15 protein-coding genes are annotated in these 18,254 nt (G+C 42.0%); 3 read left to right on the forward strand and 12 right to left on the reverse strand.

What is annotated here, in order from left to right:
* Positions 1–224: 224 nt before the first annotated feature.
* Both FZF09_RS12095 and FZF09_RS12100 read left to right on the forward strand, forming a co-directional pair.
* A complete protein-coding gene (locus tag FZF09_RS12095; protein ID WP_233269482.1) occupies positions 225–446 on the forward strand; it encodes a hypothetical protein in 222 nt (73 codons plus the stop codon).
* Positions 447–482: 36 nt separating this feature from the next.
* A complete protein-coding gene (locus FZF09_RS12100) occupies positions 483–1,919 on the forward strand; it encodes a SpoIID/LytB domain-containing protein (RefSeq protein ID WP_158736851.1) in 1,437 nt (478 codons plus the stop codon).
* Positions 1,920–2,640: 721 nt separating this feature from the next.
* Here the strand turns inward: FZF09_RS12100 and FZF09_RS12105 are convergent.
* The 11 genes from FZF09_RS12105 to FZF09_RS12155 form a co-directional block, all read right to left on the reverse strand.
* Entirely contained in the window at positions 2,641–3,405 is a 765-nt protein-coding gene (locus tag FZF09_RS12105) for an S-layer homology domain-containing protein (RefSeq protein WP_158736852.1), read from the reverse strand.
* A 33-nt stretch (positions 3,406–3,438) separates the two neighbouring features.
* Positions 3,439–4,737, reverse strand: coding sequence for a UDP-glucose dehydrogenase family protein (locus tag FZF09_RS12110; protein ID WP_158736853.1), 1,299 nt, complete (start codon positions 4,735–4,737; stop codon positions 3,439–3,441).
* Positions 4,734–6,266: a murein biosynthesis integral membrane protein MurJ gene (gene murJ / locus FZF09_RS12115; RefSeq protein WP_158736854.1), complete on the reverse strand. Its 1,533-nt coding sequence runs from the start codon at positions 6,264–6,266 to the stop codon at positions 4,734–4,736. Before murJ ends, FZF09_RS12110 begins: the two co-directional genes overlap by 4 nt.
* A gap of 38 nt (positions 6,267–6,304) precedes the next feature.
* The gene (gene pssE, locus FZF09_RS12120; protein ID WP_158736855.1) at positions 6,305–6,784 is read right to left on the reverse strand and encodes a PssE/Cps14G family polysaccharide biosynthesis glycosyltransferase; all 480 of its coding nucleotides are present in this window, start codon (positions 6,782–6,784) and stop codon (positions 6,305–6,307) included.
* Positions 6,781–7,257: a PssD/Cps14F family polysaccharide biosynthesis glycosyltransferase gene (pssD, locus tag FZF09_RS12125; RefSeq protein ID WP_158736856.1), complete on the reverse strand. Its 477-nt coding sequence runs from the start codon at positions 7,255–7,257 to the stop codon at positions 6,781–6,783. The genes pssE and pssD overlap by 4 nt, the downstream gene beginning before the upstream one ends.
* Position 7,258: 1 nt before the next feature.
* The gene (locus FZF09_RS12130) at positions 7,259–8,365 is read right to left on the reverse strand and encodes a glycosyltransferase family 4 protein (protein WP_158736857.1); all 1,107 of its coding nucleotides are present in this window, start codon (positions 8,363–8,365) and stop codon (positions 7,259–7,261) included.
* A 4-nt stretch (positions 8,366–8,369) separates the two neighbouring features.
* Positions 8,370–9,710: an O-antigen ligase family protein gene (locus tag FZF09_RS12135; RefSeq protein WP_158736858.1), complete on the reverse strand. Its 1,341-nt coding sequence runs from the start codon at positions 9,708–9,710 to the stop codon at positions 8,370–8,372.
* 136 nt (positions 9,711–9,846) lie between these two features.
* On the reverse strand, positions 9,847–10,980 hold the full coding sequence (locus FZF09_RS12140) for a polysaccharide pyruvyl transferase family protein (RefSeq protein ID WP_158736859.1): 1,134 nt from the start codon (positions 10,978–10,980) through the stop codon (positions 9,847–9,849).
* A gap of 295 nt (positions 10,981–11,275) precedes the next feature.
* Entirely contained in the window at positions 11,276–11,965 is a 690-nt protein-coding gene (locus FZF09_RS12145; RefSeq protein WP_158736860.1) for a hypothetical protein, read from the reverse strand.
* Between the two features lie 87 nt (positions 11,966–12,052).
* Positions 12,053–13,549, reverse strand: coding sequence for an S-layer homology domain-containing protein (locus FZF09_RS12150; RefSeq protein WP_158736861.1), 1,497 nt, complete (start codon positions 13,547–13,549; stop codon positions 12,053–12,055).
* Between the two features lie 202 nt (positions 13,550–13,751).
* Positions 13,752–15,407 carry an N-acetylmuramoyl-L-alanine amidase gene (locus tag FZF09_RS12155; RefSeq protein ID WP_158736862.1) on the reverse strand — a complete coding sequence of 552 codons (1,656 nt, stop codon included), beginning with the start codon at positions 15,405–15,407 and terminating at the stop codon, positions 13,752–13,754.
* A gap of 376 nt (positions 15,408–15,783) precedes the next feature.
* Between FZF09_RS12155 and FZF09_RS12160 the strand changes: the two genes are divergently transcribed.
* A complete protein-coding gene (locus FZF09_RS12160) occupies positions 15,784–16,611 on the forward strand; it encodes a tetratricopeptide repeat protein (protein ID WP_158736863.1) in 828 nt (275 codons plus the stop codon).
* A gap of 104 nt (positions 16,612–16,715) precedes the next feature.
* Here the strand turns inward: FZF09_RS12160 and FZF09_RS12165 are convergent, their stop codons facing one another.
* A complete protein-coding gene (locus FZF09_RS12165; protein WP_158736864.1) occupies positions 16,716–18,161 on the reverse strand; it encodes an S-layer homology domain-containing protein in 1,446 nt (481 codons plus the stop codon).
* Between the last annotated feature and the right edge of the window lie 93 nt (positions 18,162–18,254).

Below are 18,254 nucleotides of genomic sequence, written 5' to 3' on the forward strand. Positions count from 1 at the left end.
TCTGATTCGTTAGACGATACTTTGCTGGGAAACGTCACAATTAATCTACATATATTTATGAAAATTTATCCTTCCTATACCATTATTTAGTGGTTATGTATCTTTTATACAACCAATAGAGGTGGTATAATGCACTAGAAATAACATTCTATTAATCTTTCATATTCCCTTTCCTATTGTAAAAACAAACACTAATTTTTTCGAAAAAAGGAGGTACGTATATTATGAAAAAATGGTTTTTCGCCGGAGCAGCAAGCTCCATTATTGCACTTGGTCTCGTTGTAAAAACACCAGCTGTTGCTCAATCAGAACCTGTTCTTGCCAGCGTCGATTGGGTGATCTCTCAAATTGAACCGTTAGAAGACCGTATTGCAGACCTTGAAGACCGCATCGACGAGCTTGAAGGTGAAGTTGAAGACCTAAAAAATGAACAGGAAATGGACTAAGTTCCACCCTATACATAGAAGAAAGGATTAATAATAATGTATAAAAAAATGATCGGAGCTCTTCTTTCTGTTCCTCTGCTCGCTTGGAGTACTGGCGGGGCTGATGCAGCAGAGCCACAAGAATTGTACAACGAGCCGATGACGATCAAACTCGTTCCATCTTCTAATTTTAATGTGAATATTCACGGTTCTTATGAATTAATTGACTTAGAGGATGGCGAATCTGTGGAGATCGATAATGACATGCAATTTCGTTACGGAACTGAAAAGGTTACCATTAAACTATCCGATGATGTAAGCGAAACCTCTTCAGAAGGGTATGTACTGCAGGAGGACGGGCCTTCTAGCAGCAATTATGTTTCGATTTCTTCGGTAGAACGGGCTGGGACTTCCTTTCAGGAAACGAATTACCGAGGCTCGTTTATTATAGAACCGGAAGAAAAACGGGATCCGAGCGGAGCAGATGATGCAGAAGAACAAAACAAAGACAATGATGATGAAGAGAAAACAGTTGACCGGCTGCAGCTTTATAACGTACTTGACTTAGAAGATTATTTAAAAGGTGTCGTACCTCATGAAATGTCGGCTTCTTGGCCTAGTGAAGCATTAAAAGCACAAGCTGTTGCTGCTAGAAATTACGGAAAAGTAAATATGGATGCCAATGATTTTCTTTATGACACCGTGACTCATCAGGTTTATCACGGTCTTTCTGGAGAAGCAAGCGCTAGTAATGCTGCCATTAGAGACACTGAAGGTTTGTACGCTGTACATAACGGCTCGTTAATCTACGCTTATTTTCATGCCAGCTCCGGCGGTTATACGGACAACAGCGAAAACGTATGGAGCAGTAAAGTTCCATATATTAGAGCAGTCGATGACCCTTATGACAATCACAGTGCAAACTCTAATACAAACTGGACAGTTGATTTATCAAGAGAAGATGCTGACGAGGCGATTTTTCCAAGCAGCAATTGGGAACTTACCAAGCTAGAAATCATTGAAAAAAGTGATGCTGGCCGTGTGCAAAAAATGAGAGCAACTGGCAGCAACAGAGAGACAGGAGAAGAACAAGTCAAAACTTTGCCAGAGGACTCCTCTCCAGATTCCCTGCGCTGGTCGCTTGGTACTACGCTGAAAAGTACAATGTTCGATGTTAGTGAAGAAGAAAGCAGCGGTGTAAAAGTAAAAACAGCAGATGGAACAGAAGAATCCTATGACAGTGCCATAGGAATGGAAATGCGTCTAGGCGACGGTACGGATGAAGTTGTTTCTTATGAAAATCTAGCTGTCCGTACATCTAACGGGGTGGAATATGTAGGAACCGCTCCTTCTTCTTATACAATAGAAGGAAAAGGATACGGACACGGTCTTGGCATGAGTCAGTGGGGTGCGTATAAAATGGCTCAAGACGGACACAGTTTCCGAGAAATTTTGAAGCATTATTATACAGATATTGATATCGTTGAGAGATAGATTCATAGATAAAGAGCTGGCGCGTATTTATTACGTGTTCAGCTCTTTTTTGTTCGTATTCTGTCCTTTCGTATTTACAGATAACGTTGTCGATTTCACCAGCAGGTCATATGTTTTTGGGTCTGACCCCACATATTTTTTCAGCAGGTGGTGTACTGCTTTATTGAGTTATACACATGTTTATATTTTTTGTTTTACTTTCCTGGAGTTATGCACAACGATGGGTTTGATCTTATGTTGGAATAATTAGGAGCTGGCTGCGTTTATGCACAAATTTTTCCAAGTTATGCACATGGTTTCTTTGTTATATGTTCTGCTTTCTCGGATTTATGCACATTTTTCTTTTTTATGGGCCACCAGCAGCTATGGCCTGGGGGTCTGACCCTCCATACTTATGGGAGTACTGTGGAAGGTTCGTGGCTCTCTTCTTGTTTTTTCCACCGTTTTCTATGACTTATGCACATCCTTCCCTTTTTTATGCGCCACTTTCCAAGACTTACGCATCGTTTTTCTCTTTTTATGCACAAAGACCCTACTTCCAGTATAGGGTCTGGCCCTTCATACATATAGGAAGCACACTAGCAATGGATGTACTCTCTGCTTATATTCCAACCACTTTCTACACTTATGCGCATTCTTCCCCTTTTTCATATGCCACTTCCAAAGTTGTGCAAATACCTAACGGCTAAAAAACCGCCCTTTTGCTAGGACGGTTTTCCCTTTACTCTTTAAAATAATCATCCATTGTTCTAGACATAAACAGCGAGAATTGAGCGCGGGTTGTCGTTTCGTTTGGTCGGAATGCTTCGCCTGCTTCCGATGTAATTTGTTGGTCAGCTATGATGTTGATTTGTTCAAAGTTCGGATAATTTTCATCTATATCTGTGAAACTATGTACGTCTTGGGCGTCTGGCAGGTCATATGCACTTACTAATAGTGCTGCCATTTGCGAACGTTTTAAGCCTTCTCCTGGCATCATCTGGCCGTCGTTTCCTTTCATAATTCCGTGGTACTCCAATGCGGCCAGCTGGTCATAGGCATGGTTTTCTTTGCTTACATCTTCTGCTTGCATTTCATAATCGTCCGGTGCATCTAAATCCAGGGCGGATGTTAGCATTTTGGCTGTTTGGGCACGGGTGATGGTCTCGGATGGACGAAAGTAGCCGTCACTAAATCCGCTTATAATTCCTTCAGATGCTAAAAACTGTATTTCTTCAAAAGCATGAAAATCTCCTGCGACATCTGGGAAAATAGGTTCATCACTAAATGATGGCTCTCCTCCAAGCGACTGTAAATCTTTTTCTAAATCATCTAAGCGCTGTTCGGTGTCGTCTATGTCACCTTCTACTTCTGCTGCTTGTTCTTCCGTCCAATCTGCACTTGCTGCTTCCTCTGACTGATCAGCTTCTGCTTCGGAACATCCGGCAAGAATTACTGCTCCAAGCAGGCTTGCCCCAAGCAGCAAACCTTTCATACGAAAATACATGTCTCCCCGTCCCCTTTCATAATAAATGTATTATCACTTACGGCCAATGCCGTGATAAATAATGCCTTCTGCTTTCAAGCTTTCTTTATCAAGCGCGTTTCTTCCGTCCACTACGACCGGTTGTTTTAATGAGTCTTTCCATTGTTTTGGTGTTAAGGACTTGCATTCGTCCCATTCTGTTACTAAAAAAGCAGCGTCTGCTCCATTGATAGCGGTCAGTGCACTGTCTACGTATTCGACCTCGTCTGGCAGCATTTGTTTTGCATTTTCTTTTGCGACCGGATCAAACGCACGGACAGTTGCTCCTTGTTTGATTAAATCTTGAATAATTTTTACCGAAGGAGCTTCACGCATGTCGTCTGTTTTTGGTTTAAATGAGAGACCTAATACAGCAATAGTTCTTCCGCTGATATCTCCATCAAAAATACGGTCTAAATGCTCTACCATTCTCCGGCTTTGTATTTCGTTCACATCATTTACAGCCTGTAATATATTAGGCTGATATCCTTTCTCTTCGGCTAAGTATTTTAATGCTTTCACGTCTTTTGGAAAACAGGATCCGCCATAGCCGATACCCGCATGCAGAAATTTTGGTCCGATTCGGTGATCAAGGCCCATGCCTTTTGCGACGGCATGAACATCGGCTTCGTATAGATCGCAAATGTTGGCTATTTCATTAATAAATGAAATTTTTGTTGCTAAAAAAGCATTGGATGCGTATTTAATCATTTCTGAACTGCGCGAATCGGTCAGCACAATATTTTCTGTAAGCGGAAGATGCAGCTCTTTTAACATGCTGGCTGCTTTTTCTGAAGACGTACCTATTACAACGCGGTCTGGATGAAACGTATCATGCACCGCGGAGCCTTCACGTAAAAATTCGGGTACAGAACTAACATTAATATTAACTTCCGGTTTTTTCCGCCGTACTATTTTTTCTACTTCCTCCGCTGTTCCAACGGGTACGGTCGATTTATTTACAATCACTTTAAACGTGCCATCCAATGCTTCTCCAATTTCCTCCGCCACTGCGTACACGTAGGATAAGTTCGCTGCGCCTGTTTCTGTTTCCGGTGTTCCGACAGCAATTACTATGATATCTGCTTCTTTCACTGCTTGCGTGAGATTCGTCGTGAAAACGAGCCTTCCTGCGTCTTTATTTTTTCGTACCAGCTCTTCTAATCCTGGTTCGTATATTGGAATTTCGTTTCTGTTCAGTTGATCCACTTTTTCTTCCAGCTTGTCCACACAAATAACATGATTGCCAAGCTCTGCAAAACAAGTACCAGATACAAGTCCAACATATCCGGTCCCCACAACGGCTAAATTCATCTCTTCACAACCTTCTCTTTCACTTTTTCCGTAATATCTTCTATTTCCTGAAATCTAAGTACTTTCATTAATATGATAAGTACTATCGCTGCTGCCGCTGCCCCTGCTAAAAGGGAGATGTAAGAGCCGCCAGCTGTCATAATAGACTTCCAGCCAAATAACACTGCTCCAAATAGTATAAGGAGAGTAAGAAGTTTCCCTGCGTCTTTTCCCCAGTGGACATCGGGTGCCTTCTGCAATTTTAACATAAATTGGGTGCCTATAAGGAGAAGACCAAAGTTGAAAATGGAAGCAATCGATGTTCCCCAGGCTACACCAGCTGCACCGTAGGAATCTATCAAGAGAAAATTGATGCCGACATTAATGCCTAACACCGACACTAAACTCACAACGACCGGGAATATCGATCGTTCATATGCGTAAAAAAACCGGGTAACATATAAATTGGCTGAATGAAAAAACATGCCAATAACAAGGATCTGCAGTAATGGTGCCGCCATATTTGTCGATTGCTCGGTAAAACTTCCGTATTGAAAAATGACACGAATAATTTCTTCTGCGTACAAAATAACAAATATGGCAACAGGTAAAATAGTCAGCCCCATCATCCGCAATCCTTTAAAATAAAGCGTACTGATTCCGGCCTCCTCTTTTGCAGCTACTTTTCTTGAAAGGAGCGGATAAATAACCGTAGTGACCGCCATCATTAATACACTCTGCGGAAGCTGCACAATTTTTGATGTATAGTTTAAGGCTGCAATATAGCCGTCTTCAAGCCATGAAGCAAACATGCGATGAATAAGAAAATACAGCTGCAAGGTTGCCCCGCCAAGGAGGATCGGGCCTGCCATTTTTATCGTCCGCCACGTTTCTGGACTTTTATCAAGACGAAAACGAAACGTGAAGAACTTTTCACGGCGGATCAAATAAATAAGAAACACACACATAAGCGCTGCACTTATTAACGCTCCCCATGCATGTGAAAACGCGCCAATCCATGGATAGAAGACAACAGCAATGCCAAGAAAGGAACCATTTAATAACAGTGTTCCCGCTGCAGCCCACGAAAAACGATTATTCACATTCAAAATGCCAGTAAACCACATAGATAGAATTAAAAAGAACGTCGCAGGCGCCATGACGCGGAACAAATCCGTCGTTAACTGAAACGTTTCTGCTTTCATTCCAGAAAACAACAAGGCAATGACTTGTTCTGAGAAAAGCACAAGGCCGCCGCTGAACAAAATTAATAGAAGAGAAAGCCAGCCAAATATCCGCTCGAGATACTGTTTTTGATCAAGGGGATCGTCTATTTTTGTGTATACCGATATAAATGCTGTCGTAATGGCGCCCCCGACGACAACATAGAAAAGATTTGGCAGCGTATAGGCTGCTACTACACTGTCAGCAGCCTCTTCTGTACCGAATTGATAACCGATAACAACCTCACGGAAAAATCCGATCAACCGTGAGAGTAGATTAATGACAGCTACGGCCCCGATCACTTGTAATAATTTTTTTCCTTTCATTAGAAACACGTTCCTTTCGGAGGACAAGCCCCCGCCCCCTACACTTGGTCGATAAAGTCTTCAAGCATGTGAAGAATTTTTTCTTTTCTGCTTTGAAACGGGATTGGTTCAAATGTTTCCGCTTGTTTCAGGGCCTGTTTTACCTCTGCTGGACTTTCTGTACCGATAATATGACCGGCTGAATCGAATTGCTCTACTATTTCTAGCTGATGATCGTCATTATGCTCTCCATGCTCTGCCAGCCTTGGAACCGCAATGACAGGTTTTCCTTTTTTGACTCCCGTAATAATCGATCCTGTACCGCCATGAGAAATAATCACCCGTGCTTTATCAAACGTTTGGTCCATTTCTTCAAAGCTCATAAAAGGCACCAAGTTCAATGTTTCCGATTCATATTTCGTGTGGCCGTTTTGTACGAGGACGTCTTCTGTAATGGTTCCATCTTTAACGAGATGCTCGATTTCATCTAATAAGCGCGTGAAAGGAAGTTCGTGTGTTCCTAATACTACAAAGATCAATAGATGGACCCCCCATGTACTGCTTTCGGGTAATGTTTTAGCATCGTTTCCCATTGCACAATAAATAAATCGGCAATCGGATAAACTAGCTTACCTGAGAGTGTTGGTGACGATGTTTTAGCAAAACTTTCAATAAAAACAACTTTTTTACGGAAAAACTTCGCAATATAACACATCGGTACCGCCGTATGGACCCCGGTGGTGACTACTACATCCGGCCGCTCTTTCAAAAATATGCCGAGTGATTTTAAGCAGTTAAATGAAAATTTTAAAAGATAGCTGATCGGATAATTGCGAGCTCCATACACAAGAAATGACATCGGATGCTTGTTTTTCATGGCAGCAGTTACTTCTGTTTTTTCTGTCACTAAGTAATAATCATATTTTTCAAACAGAGGCTTAAGCTGCATTAATTGCGTTAAATGGCCGCCAACTGATGAAATAAACAACACTTTTTTACGTTTTTTGCTCATGTTATTCACCCTGCCTCTGTTGTGCATTCTGATAGATGCTTATAACGTTTGCTGTAATATTGTCCGCATCATTTACTTCAGCTTGCTGTTTGCCGTTATGCACGAGTTTTTTTCTATAGCTCTTGTCTTGAAGCACTTGCTGTATGGATTCTGCAAGCGAACGAGGATTTTGCGGCTGTGCCACCGCTCCGACGTCATCAGCCAACAAGTGCGTCAAACCGCCTGTATCTGTTCCAGCTACCGGTGTTTCACAAGCCATGGCTTCCACTGCTACTAATCCAAAGCCTTCCATATGCGAAGGCAGCACAAACACATCGGCCGCGCTCATCCAGTCTGCCACTTCGGTTTGGGCTTTTGAACCGTGAAATTTGACGTATTCTGTCAGGTTTAAAGCTTGAATCCGCTGCTTCAGCTTTTCAAAATATTCTTCTTGTTTCGGCTGTCCAACCACATGCAGGACTGCTTCCGGCATATTTTCCCGCAAAAGAGCAAGTGCTTCGATTAAGTCGCCAATGCCTTTTTCTTCAATTATGTTCCCAACATAAAGAAGATGTTTTTGATCAAAAGAAAGCTTCAGCATTTCCCGCATTTCCTCTTTAGGACGCGGATAAAACACGGTACGGTCGACTCCCATACTAAAAACCGAGACCTTCTCTTCTGGCACGTGAAAATGGTGAAGCACCTGCTCCTCTAAATCACGCCCGACGACAATCACATGCGCAGCGTCACGTAAAATGCGTTCTGTCTGCTTTTGAAAAAATGGTCCTTTTTTTGCCATCTTATTAAGATCGCCGCCATGACAGGTAACCACATATGGGATACCGTAACGACGGTGGAACCATCGTGCTATCATACCGGATGGAAATGCATAATGAGCGTGGACTATGTCATATGATTTTCCGCCAACAGCAAGACGCTTTGCTGCTCCTAGCAGCCATGAACTATATTTTTTCAAAACATTTCTTTTACCCATTTTTGGATTGTTTATTGCTGCAACGTCTACTTCATTTCCTTGTTTGGACAACGCTTCTACTTGATTTTTTACAAAGATGCCAAACGTCGGGGCAGCATGTGAAGGATACATATTGCTAATAACTAAAATTCGCATCTTATTATTCCTCCGTGTGTGTACGTTTGAACCAATTCACTGCAATACCAAGGAAAAGCCAGAAAAATAATGCAATCTGATGATTTTCCCAAGCTGTCGACAAGAGCCCCATGAAAAACCAGGCAACACTAAATGTAATGATGAAAAGACCGAGCCAGCGTTGCTTCAAGTCTTCAGAGACTGCCATTTTACCGCATGTTTTCAAAACCGCTGCGATGATCAATGCGAGCAAAATAATCCCGATTACTCCGTATTCGACCAGGACATACAATGCGTTATTATCGACGGTTGTCATCGTCGTTGGCAGGTCTTCGTGCATAAACTGATGAAACTTCGAATCAAAAAAGAAGGCCGCGTTGCTGCCAAACATTCCAGGTCCCACCCCAAAAACAGGGCTGAATGTAAACACAAGCAGTCCGCTTAACACAATTAAGTAGCGATAGTTTTTCGATAAATCAAGTGTATATAAGTTACGCTGGGCAAACCCTTCGAAAAAAGTAAGGGCTAGTCCGTACCCTGCTGCAAAAACAACAAGCAGTCCAACCGCGGCAAACAGCATGATCCGAAATGCTTTGTTTTTTCTAAAAATCAATCCTATTAACCCAAAGCAGGCGATTAAAGCAAGAAATGCCTGACGGGAAAATGTCAATCCAATACCAGCCAATAAGACAAATCCGATTAATCCGTAAATCATTAATTGTTTTTTACTAAGCTGCTGGTGGAATACAAAGATATACATCGCAAGCAGAAGCAGAATAGCAACTAAATATCCCCCGAGCGTGTTACTCGAATCCATTAGCCCAAACGCTCTAATTTCTTCGCCAATAGAGATGCTGCGGCGCTCTTCCGTGTTTCTAAGCGGCAGCGGAATGCCCAGGATAATTTGAAATATCCCAATCACCGCCTGCATAATGCCGAGCCCAAGAATGATATGAAAAAGCCGTTTCACCCAGCGTTCTGGTATATCCATCGCCAGCAAAATGAAAAACAGGATTAAAAACTGAAATAAAGCACGCACCCCGAATACACCTTGCGCAAACGGTACATTATTAACAAACAAACTAAATAGCACAAAACCAAAAAAGATAAGCAGACTTTTGTTTAAAGGATTTTTCATTTTTTCTATTACATGTTTCCGCCCTATGTCAGGATGAAAAAGAACAACAGCTGCCATTAAAAACAAAAGCCCTTCGCTGGCGTATCCTAGTAAACTCGGCACGATAGGCAGCCAGTTGTTCCAAATGCGTGTAAAAAGTAATTCAAATGAAGTCCAAACTACCAATAGAACCGTTCCCATTAATAGAAATTGATTTGCTCTCTCTACTGGCAGATACCGATTAAACATACGTTGTCACACCATTCGTTTCTATATTTTTTAGGGACACAGCTGTTCTTACAGCCGTTTTGGCTCTCACCTCTTACCATAATAGTGACAGCCTTTCATTTAAGTATCTAAAACTTATTCTTTCTGATGTTATCCATTAAAACCCTAGCAGTTTCATGCCTTCTGCTGCTTTTTGTTTCAGCTTGCTTGAAACGGCTGTTGTGTTTTCCTGTAACTCCAGCCATTTGTGTTCTGCCTGTTCAAAAGCATGGAAGATGCCGTGTTCTTTATCCTGCAGCTTGTCTATCGGGACAGAATACGGCTCTTTTTCTATTTCACTCATGAAGTCTTTTACTTTTTTATGGTATTCCACGCCGATAACGGGGGTTTGAGCATTCACTGATAAAATGAGCGAATGCAGGCGCGTACCTATAATCAAATCCTGTGTAGAGGCTGTATTCACTATATCCTCCGGCGGCAGATTATCTTCTATGATACGGCAATGTTTCTGCTGGTGCATTTTCGCTGCAATATCTTTTGTCACCTGCACATCTTCTGGATATTTTGTCGAAAAAAAGGTCACTTCGACCCCTTTTTCGGTAATAAGACGATCAAGAGAAGCAGCCATCCCGTTCAAATATCCTTCGTATTTTTCTATATTAGGCGTCGGCCAATACTGCTGGCTGAAATAAGGAACAGCAGTTACCCCTACCTTCTGAATGGAGCTTGTCCGCTGATGCGGCTCTTTAACCGGAACGGAAAAAGCTGGATCATAAATAACTTCCACACTCTTTTGGACGCCAATTTCTTTTAAAAGTTGCTTTGATTTTTCATCACGCACCGCTACCGAAGAAGCGGCTTGAAGCAGCCTTTTAATAAAAAATTTGCCTGTAGTTGTGGTGATCGGTCCTGCCCCTACGCCATGGACGGCGACGCGGCAGCCGCTGAGCTTCCCGGTTAAACCAAGCACACTGTATAAAGGAGCATCGCGCTTATACATATCCATTAACAAACCGCCCCCGCCAATGATAAGCAGATCGAGCTGTTTCATGATTTTCCGGCTTTCTTTTACCGTTTTCACACCTGATTTCAATACGCTTCCTTCTTTATACAACAAGGGAAAAGAAGCGATCCCGTATCTTGCTTTTGTGTTTGATGGATCATTACTAAACACAACGATATCTTCTTTTTCAACTTGACCAGTACTTGTTAATTGATGAAGCAATCCAGAAAGAATCGCTTCATCTCCATTGTTGTTATGGCCGTAGTTTCCTATAATTCCAACCTTCATAAGTGTACGTACCTAACCTTTTCTTTTAATTTATGTATAGAAAAATAAGCCTTTTATTCACGCAAGACAATGCTGCGTGCCTCATTGGTTAAGACACGCAGCATACGTATATTACCATCTTCTCTATTATACACCCCCGCAGCCAGCTAGACTAGTTTCGATTTCTTGTCAAAAGAGATGAAAGGGACATTTGGAGGAGAATGTGAGAATAGTACGATTTTCAAACATTTAACGGGGGAGGTTATTGGGATATGTAAACCGCATTCTATATTTTGATTCACTATTTTTTGCACTTCTATAGTGCTTCTCTTGCTTTATTCAGTTCTTCTCCTCTTCTTTTCGGCGCTTCCTCTTTCTTGTTCCGCTCTTCTTCCCCTCCTTTCAGCGCTTCCTCTTCCTGGTTCAGCTCTTCTCCCCTTCCTTTCGGCGCTTCCTCTTCCTGGTTCAGCTCTCCCCCTCTTTTCAGCGCTTCCTCTTTCTTATTCTGCTCTTCTCCCCCTCTTTTCAGCGCTTCCTCTTCCTTGTTCAGCTCTTCCCCTCTTTTCAGCGCTTCCTCTTTCTTATTCAGCCCTTCTCCCCTTCCTTTCGGCGCTTCCTCTTCCTGGTTCAGCTCTTCCCCTCTTTTCAGCGCTTCCTCTTCCTGGTTCAGCTCTTCTCCCCTTTTTTTCAGCGCTTCCTCTTCCTTGTTCAGCTCTTCTTCCCCTCCTTTCAGCGCTTCCTCTTCCTTGTTCAGCTCTTCTCCCCTTCCTTCCAGCGCTTCCTCTTTCTTATTCAGCTCTTCTTCCCCTCCTTTCAGCGCTTCCTCTTTCTTATTCTGCTCTTCTCCCCTTCCTTCCAGCGCTTCCTCTTTCTTATTCTGCTCTTCTTCCCCTCCTTTCAGCACTTCCTCTTCCTGGTTCAGCTCTTCTCCCCTTCCTTCCAGCGCTTCCTCTTTCTTATTCTGCTCTTCTTCCCCTCCTTTCAGCGCTTCCTCTGCTAGTTCCACTTTTCTCCTTTTCTTGTTCTGCTGCTAACGTTCGATTTGGATCAAAAAAGAACCGCCCCTGACTTTTAGGACGGTTCCTCGTCTTACCTATCGCGGTGTATAGTAGTTTTGCGTGTAATATGGCTGTTTTCTTGATTCATCAAAAGCTACCCCGACACCTAAACGTTCATAGTTGCCAAGCAGGGAATCACGGTGGCTTTTAGAATTCATCCAGCCTTCGTGGGCAAAAATCGGGCTGACCTGTCCGTATGCGATGTTTTCAGCAGCATTGTAAAAGGTAATGCCATCCTCTAACATTCGATCAAACGGATCTTCTCCATCCGGATTGGTGTGTTCAAAGAAATGATTTCTTGCCATATTTGCGCTGTGAGCTCGTGCGGTAGCTGCTGCTGTGTCATCCCATTCTAAAATGCTTCTGCCGTAGCGCTTTCTCTGCGCGTTGGCTAAATGAAAGACTTGGCGTTCATAGCTTTCCTTTAAGTTCTTTGTTGGTTCTGCATAATATTGGCTGAACTCTTCTTCTACTTCACTGCTGACGAGAAGTACAGCTGTTATCCGCTTATCTCTATGTTTGTCATAGAAAAAAGTAGTATAGCGGCCGTCTGTTTTATACGTACCAGATTCTTCGGTCTCTGTACTATAGTTTGAACCGCCTTTTTGGATATATTGAAGCGGATCTCCATATGCATCCAGCACATCTTTTTGACGATTATCTAAACGCAGACCATTTTCGTCTCTCCATGTATCTTGATTGGAGTAAATTGCTACAACTTCGTCATTTTCCACGCCATATTGAACGTAATTATCATAACCATCGTGGTGAATTTTCCATTTAAAACCATAACGGCTTTCTTCTACAGCTTCCGCTTCTCCTAAAGTGCTCTCAAGCTTCTCTCTGGAATCTCCAACGGTGATCCCGTTAAAATGCCAAGCTTTCTCCTCGCTGTCCACATCAGAAGGCGGCAAGTTCACTTCTTCTACTCGAAACTCTTCTTCCATTGTGCGGGCAAGAAAAACAGCAAATTGAGCTCTTGTCGTTTTTTCCCCTGGTCCAAAACTCCCATCCGAATGACCACTCGTAATCCTATTTGCTGCCAGTCTTTGAATCGAAGAAGCCGCCCAGTAATCCTCTGAGATATCCGAAAAAGAAACATCTTCCTTTGTATTTAAATGAAATGCCTGGGAAAGAACAACAGCCATTTGAGCCCGGCTTAACGTTTCATTCGGACGGAAATTCCCATTGCTTCCATTCATGATTCCTTTTTCAGCCACTGCTGTTATGGCCGGATAAAAAGAATCATCTTTTTTAACGTCGTTAAATTCATTGTCTTGCAGGTTATCTGCTTCTAAATCCAATGCTTTTGAAATCATTTGTGCTGTTTGCGCGCGGCTTACGTCTTCTTTAGGCCGAAAAGTATTATCCTTATACCCTCCTGCTACACCTTGGTCAGCAATAAATTCAATTTCTTCGGCGGCCCAATACGAGCTCTCTACATCTTCAAAAGAGGCCTCTGCTTCAAGCGATAATGGAAAAGCAATTATTAATAAAAGCAGAAAAAAAAGTAGAGCTAATTTTTTCAACATCCATTCGCCCCCTGTCCAGTGTCTGTGGAAGAAAAACCTAGTAATCTATTCCTTTTTTTGCCTAGATTAAAACAGCTTCTTTATATATTTTACCATTTCCCGCTCCAAAATAGAGAGCAATCTTTTAATATTATCCATAATTAAGAAAAAAATCCCACTTGAAGGTTTACATGCTGCTTCAAGTGGGAATACGTTTCATAGATTACCAATCATAATAATCTTTAATACCATTATAGACTGCTTTTGCTGCTTTGTCATTGTAACCTGCTTTTTTCATGCGGTTGGCATCTTTTGAGTTAGTGAGAAAACCTAATTCAATCAACGTGCTAGGCATGGTTGTATTTTTAATAACATAAAAGCCTGCGTTTGCTACACGGCGGTAGCTCATGCCTGTGTCACGGACAAGCCGGTCCTGGATAGCTTCTGCTAGTTCACGGCTTTCTTTTGCTTTGCTTGAGCTGTTGTAAAAGGTTTCAGCTCCTTCTGCTGCAGCACTGGCAGCATTTGCGTGAATGCTGACAAAGGAATCAGCGTTTGCTCGTTCCGCGATGTTCACTCGTCCGCTCAGTGAAATAAACGTGTCATTGCGGCGTGTCATGACCACATCTACGCCGTCATCTTCTAACAAATCTTCCACTTTAAGAGCGACAGAGAGCACAACATTTTTTTCTACTAAGCCATTGGCTTGAGCTCCGGGATCGCTTCCTCCGTGCCCTGCATCAATCACAATCGTTTTATCGGCAGTATTGTCGTTCAAATAACCGCTGTGAGTATAGGCCCAATCCCCATTAAATTTAATGAGAACCCAATCACCGCTTGTTTCTTCATAAATGTTAACAACGTCTCCTTGACTTAAGCTTCCTACACTGTCATAGCTCGCGCTTGGCCCAGATCGGACCATTAACGTGGAGGCGGTAACTTTTGCTTCTGCAATAGGTTGTGCTGGTTTGCTGCTATCATCCGAACCTATACCATCCGCTTCGTCTATGTAATTTTGATGCACATACCCTTTTGCATCATTTACATAGATTTCAAGCCAGCTGCCTTCAATACCGTAAACGTCTACTTTTGTTCCATCACGTAATGTTTCGATCACACCATGGTTCGTACCTGGTCCTTTTCTGACGTTTAACGGCGTGCTTGCGTCTACAATTCCTTCAAACAGAACTTCCTTATCAGAAGGTTTCACTTCGGTTTTGTCTTCATCCTCGTTTTCATCATTCTCTTCAGAAAGACGAAGATTGTCATTCATTGCTCTAGCTAAAAATACGGCAAATTCAGCGCGCGTTGCTGGCTGGTTTGGTTTATAATTTCCTTTATCTTCTATAATATTGTTATCTACGAGAGTTGCTATATAACCATTAGCCCAAAAACTATTAGATATATCATCGTAATTTAAACTGCTGTCATTGTTCTGCGATTCTTGTCCAAAAAAGGCTCGCGCCACCACTGCGGCTACTTGAGCTTTTTCAATGCTGTCGTTTGGACTGAATTTTCCATTATTCCCCTGGAAAATCCCCATTTCTGCTGCCCGCTCAATGCGAGTGTATGCCCAAAAGTCTCGATTTACATCTGAAAAAGAAGCGGCAGATCGATTTAGACCACTTGCCCCAAGAGCGTTTGTCATCATTACAGATGCCTGTGCACGTGTTAGAGGTTCGGTTGTTCTAAACTTTCCTGTATCATCGCCAGTAGCAACTTTTTCATCCGCCAAATACATAATTTCGTCCAACGCCCAATGATTACTGCCTACATCAGAATACCTGTCACTTGCTTTCGCTTTTTCTAAACCGAGCGTCGGAAAGATGGAAAGCAGAAGAGACAGGGCAAGCAGCACATATGAAATTTTCTTAAACAAAGACATGTTCCTCCTCTTTGATGTTGATCCCCTTCTCTGCTCTCTCAGGGTGTTGTCTTTTGGAAAGTGAAATAATTTGGAAATATGTCTGACAGCTTTTTTCTTATGTCTTTTTTCATAGAAAATGCAGACAGATTTCACCAATCTTTTCCTTCTGCTCATAAGAATAGCATGGAAGGGAAAGATAAACTAGATTTATGTATAAAATTATCAAAAATAGTAAAATAATAATGATTTATGTTAAAACTGTGTTACAAAACATAGAGACGAGTACTTCTGTATTTTACAAATCCGGCTGGTATTTCTTTTCTTTTCATTTTCGTTTAAAATAGAGAAGCTATTGTTTTTAAGAAGAGTTTAAAGAACAGGTGATAGAATGATAAAAAAACAAACTGCAGCAGGGCTTCTTTCCTTTTTATTGATTTCTTCGGGTTGTTCCACGTACGGAATGAACCGCCACCTTGCAGAAGAAGAAGCGATAGATACCGATAAATATGCTTATCAAGATGAAAATTTTACTTACAATGAAGAAACACTGCAGGAACTTGCTGATCGTTTTCGGCTTGAAGACCTTTCTACAAGCAACATAAACAGCATTATGGAAGATGAAATAAAACGCGGTAATTATAATGAAATCATTATTTATTTACGTGAACTACAGGCGGAGGAAGAAGAGGAAGCTGCTCCCTTTTCACGCCGGTACACAGAGGCGTTAGAAGCCCATGTTCAGCGTTCCAATGAACCTTCCCAGGCTTTAGTAGAAGATGTTGTTGCCATGATGGAACAGCAGTACCAGCTTGACCCGGAAAGTGAAGAAAATACAATCGATTATGCCAAGCTTCTAATAGACTCTGACTATGATATCGAAAAAGGAGCGGAGCTGCTGTTCGATTTGGAAGAAAAGAAAGAAAATAACGGAGAACAGCCAGGGCGGGATTTGTTGTTAGCCTTAGCCCAAGCTTATTTTGCTGTTGGAGATTATAATAATAGTTTAAATCGTTACGATACCCTTACAGCGCTTGATGCGGAAGATCCCACTCATTTTTATCGAATGAGCGAAGTGTATGCAGCAATGGACAACACAGAGGGTGAAAAAGATGCGCTTACAGAAGCATTTGAACCGACGTCCGACTTTTTAAACCGTTACGGAGATGAAAGCTATAATCTTTACAAAGACTACTTAAATGCTTCAATGGAAGAATAAGCTCAAAAAATCCAAACATTTGTTTAACGTCTCATCTGATTCTACTTACTGACTGCATAATAAAGCGGCCTGCCATAACCGGCGGCCGCTTTTTATACATTGTTTTACTCTTCCATCATCATCGCACGTTGCAGAAACAAAGCAAATTGAGAACGTGTTACATCTTCCCCGGGACGATATGGATCCTGATTGGTTAAACCACTCTGATACAATGTATTGATCGCATTATAATTCCAAAAATCTAAAGGCACATCTTCAAATTCATGGGCTTTTGGATTAGCTGGGAGCTTGGCTTCAAAAGCAGCAGTCAGCACAGAAGCCATTTGTGCTCTTGTCATGTTTTCATTCGGACGGATGTTTTCGCCGCTTCCTGTCATAAAGCCATAGTATTCAACGGTTTTCATCGCCTTATATCCTAAATCATCCTTATTCATATCTGCTGCTTTCAACTCATAATCCTCAGGAGCTTCAAGACCAAGTGCTTTAGACAGCATCGAAGCAGCGTGTCTTCTATAAATAGGTTCATTTGGCCGGAACGTTCCATCAGGATACCCGCTGATTATATCTCGAATCTCTAAAAATCCCACAGCTTCTGTAAGCTCTTGTCTGCGAATATCAGAAAATGCAGTCACCGTTCCTTCACGGACATAAGTGCTTGCCATATAACCGTTTATATCAGCATAGTAAAGTGGATAAAAGCCAAAATGATTGGCAATGTTATTATCATGTTCAAGCGGCCCTTCTACAGTAAGAGGTGTATACAATGCCACATCCCCTACTTGCCGTGAAGAAACAGCCGGCTCTTCCCGGAAACTAATGGCAGAAACATCTTCACTGTAACTGTAAACATTGTCCCCTTCTTCAAACATTTGCAGAGAGCGAGTGGTTTGTTCGGTTGTTATGTTCAATTGATCCTCCGAAAATCTCATCCTATTTCCATCATCACTGTATTGAGCCTCAAATTCCGGCAAGTCAAAATCTGTCTCTAATAAATTGTTATCTGCCAACGATTCATACAGATCATCTTGGTATGTATGGTCATTTTCCTCTGGGTCGTTGCGGCGGTCTAATCCATTGTACGCTAGAACGGCAAAATACCAATTTTCAAGGATTTCTCTGTCGCCATCATTTACTTGAGGAATAATATTGCCAGACCATTCGAATTTTTCATTAAGGAGGTCTGCACCGATTTCAATGTTATATGCCGTGTCTTTTTCAAGCCTTTCTCGATCAACCTGTCGATCTTCTAGGTCGTCCTCATTCAACGTTACCTGCATCATGCCAATACCGCCGTCCTCATTTTCGTTTCGAATCGTATTTCCTTCGTCGTCAAATTGGCGCATGGCGGTTTCCTCAAACGCTATTGCTTTTAAAATTTCCGGCGGGATATCATGCTCTAAAGCCGTTTCTGTTAATAAATCTTTCTTTTCTTTATACGATAACTCTTCTACCTCTGGTGTCTCTACGGCATCATCGGCAGACAACGCCGACGTACTAATTAATAATGCCGCTGCTCCTGCGATCGCTGGAGCTGCCAGCCATTTTTTCATTCTTTTGTCCCCCTTCTATGAAACTACTAATATTATAGCTGATAATCCAGTCTCTTCCAATCGTCATTTCGGAAAATAGTCTATGGAGTAATG

Origin of the sequence: Alteribacillus sp. YIM 98480 (genome assembly GCF_009765375.1) — a bacterium.
Taxonomy (GTDB): domain Bacteria; phylum Bacillota; class Bacilli; order Bacillales; family Marinococcaceae; genus Alteribacillus.

Coding starts and splice junctions, on each gene's coding strand:
- FZF09_RS12095 (WP_233269482.1), top strand. CDS start 225: ATGAAAAAATGGTTTTTCGCCGGAGCAGCAAGCTCCATTATTGCACTT.
- FZF09_RS12100 (WP_158736851.1), top strand. CDS start 483: ATGTATAAAAAAATGATCGGAGCTCTTCTTTCTGTTCCTCTGCTCGCT.
- FZF09_RS12105 (WP_158736852.1), bottom strand. CDS start 3,405: ATGTATTTTCGTATGAAAGGTTTGCTGCTTGGGGCAAGCCTGCTTGGA.
- FZF09_RS12110 (WP_158736853.1), bottom strand. CDS start 4,737: ATGAATTTAGCCGTTGTGGGGACCGGATATGTTGGACTTGTATCTGGT.
- murJ (WP_158736854.1), bottom strand. CDS start 6,266: ATGAAAGGAAAAAAATTATTACAAGTGATCGGGGCCGTAGCTGTCATT.
- pssD (WP_158736856.1), bottom strand. CDS start 7,257: ATGAGCAAAAAACGTAAAAAAGTGTTGTTTATTTCATCAGTTGGCGGC.
- FZF09_RS12130 (WP_158736857.1), bottom strand. CDS start 8,365: ATGCGAATTTTAGTTATTAGCAATATGTATCCTTCACATGCTGCCCCG.
- FZF09_RS12135 (WP_158736858.1), bottom strand. CDS start 9,710: ATGTTTAATCGGTATCTGCCAGTAGAGAGAGCAAATCAATTTCTATTA.
- FZF09_RS12140 (WP_158736859.1), bottom strand. CDS start 10,980: ATGAAGGTTGGAATTATAGGAAACTACGGCCATAACAACAATGGAGAT.
- FZF09_RS12150 (WP_158736861.1), bottom strand. CDS start 13,549: ATGTTGAAAAAATTAGCTCTACTTTTTTTTCTGCTTTTATTAATAATT.
- FZF09_RS12160 (WP_158736863.1), top strand. CDS start 15,784: ATGATAAAAAAACAAACTGCAGCAGGGCTTCTTTCCTTTTTATTGATT.
- FZF09_RS12165 (WP_158736864.1), bottom strand. CDS start 18,161: ATGAAAAAATGGCTGGCAGCTCCAGCGATCGCAGGAGCAGCGGCATTA.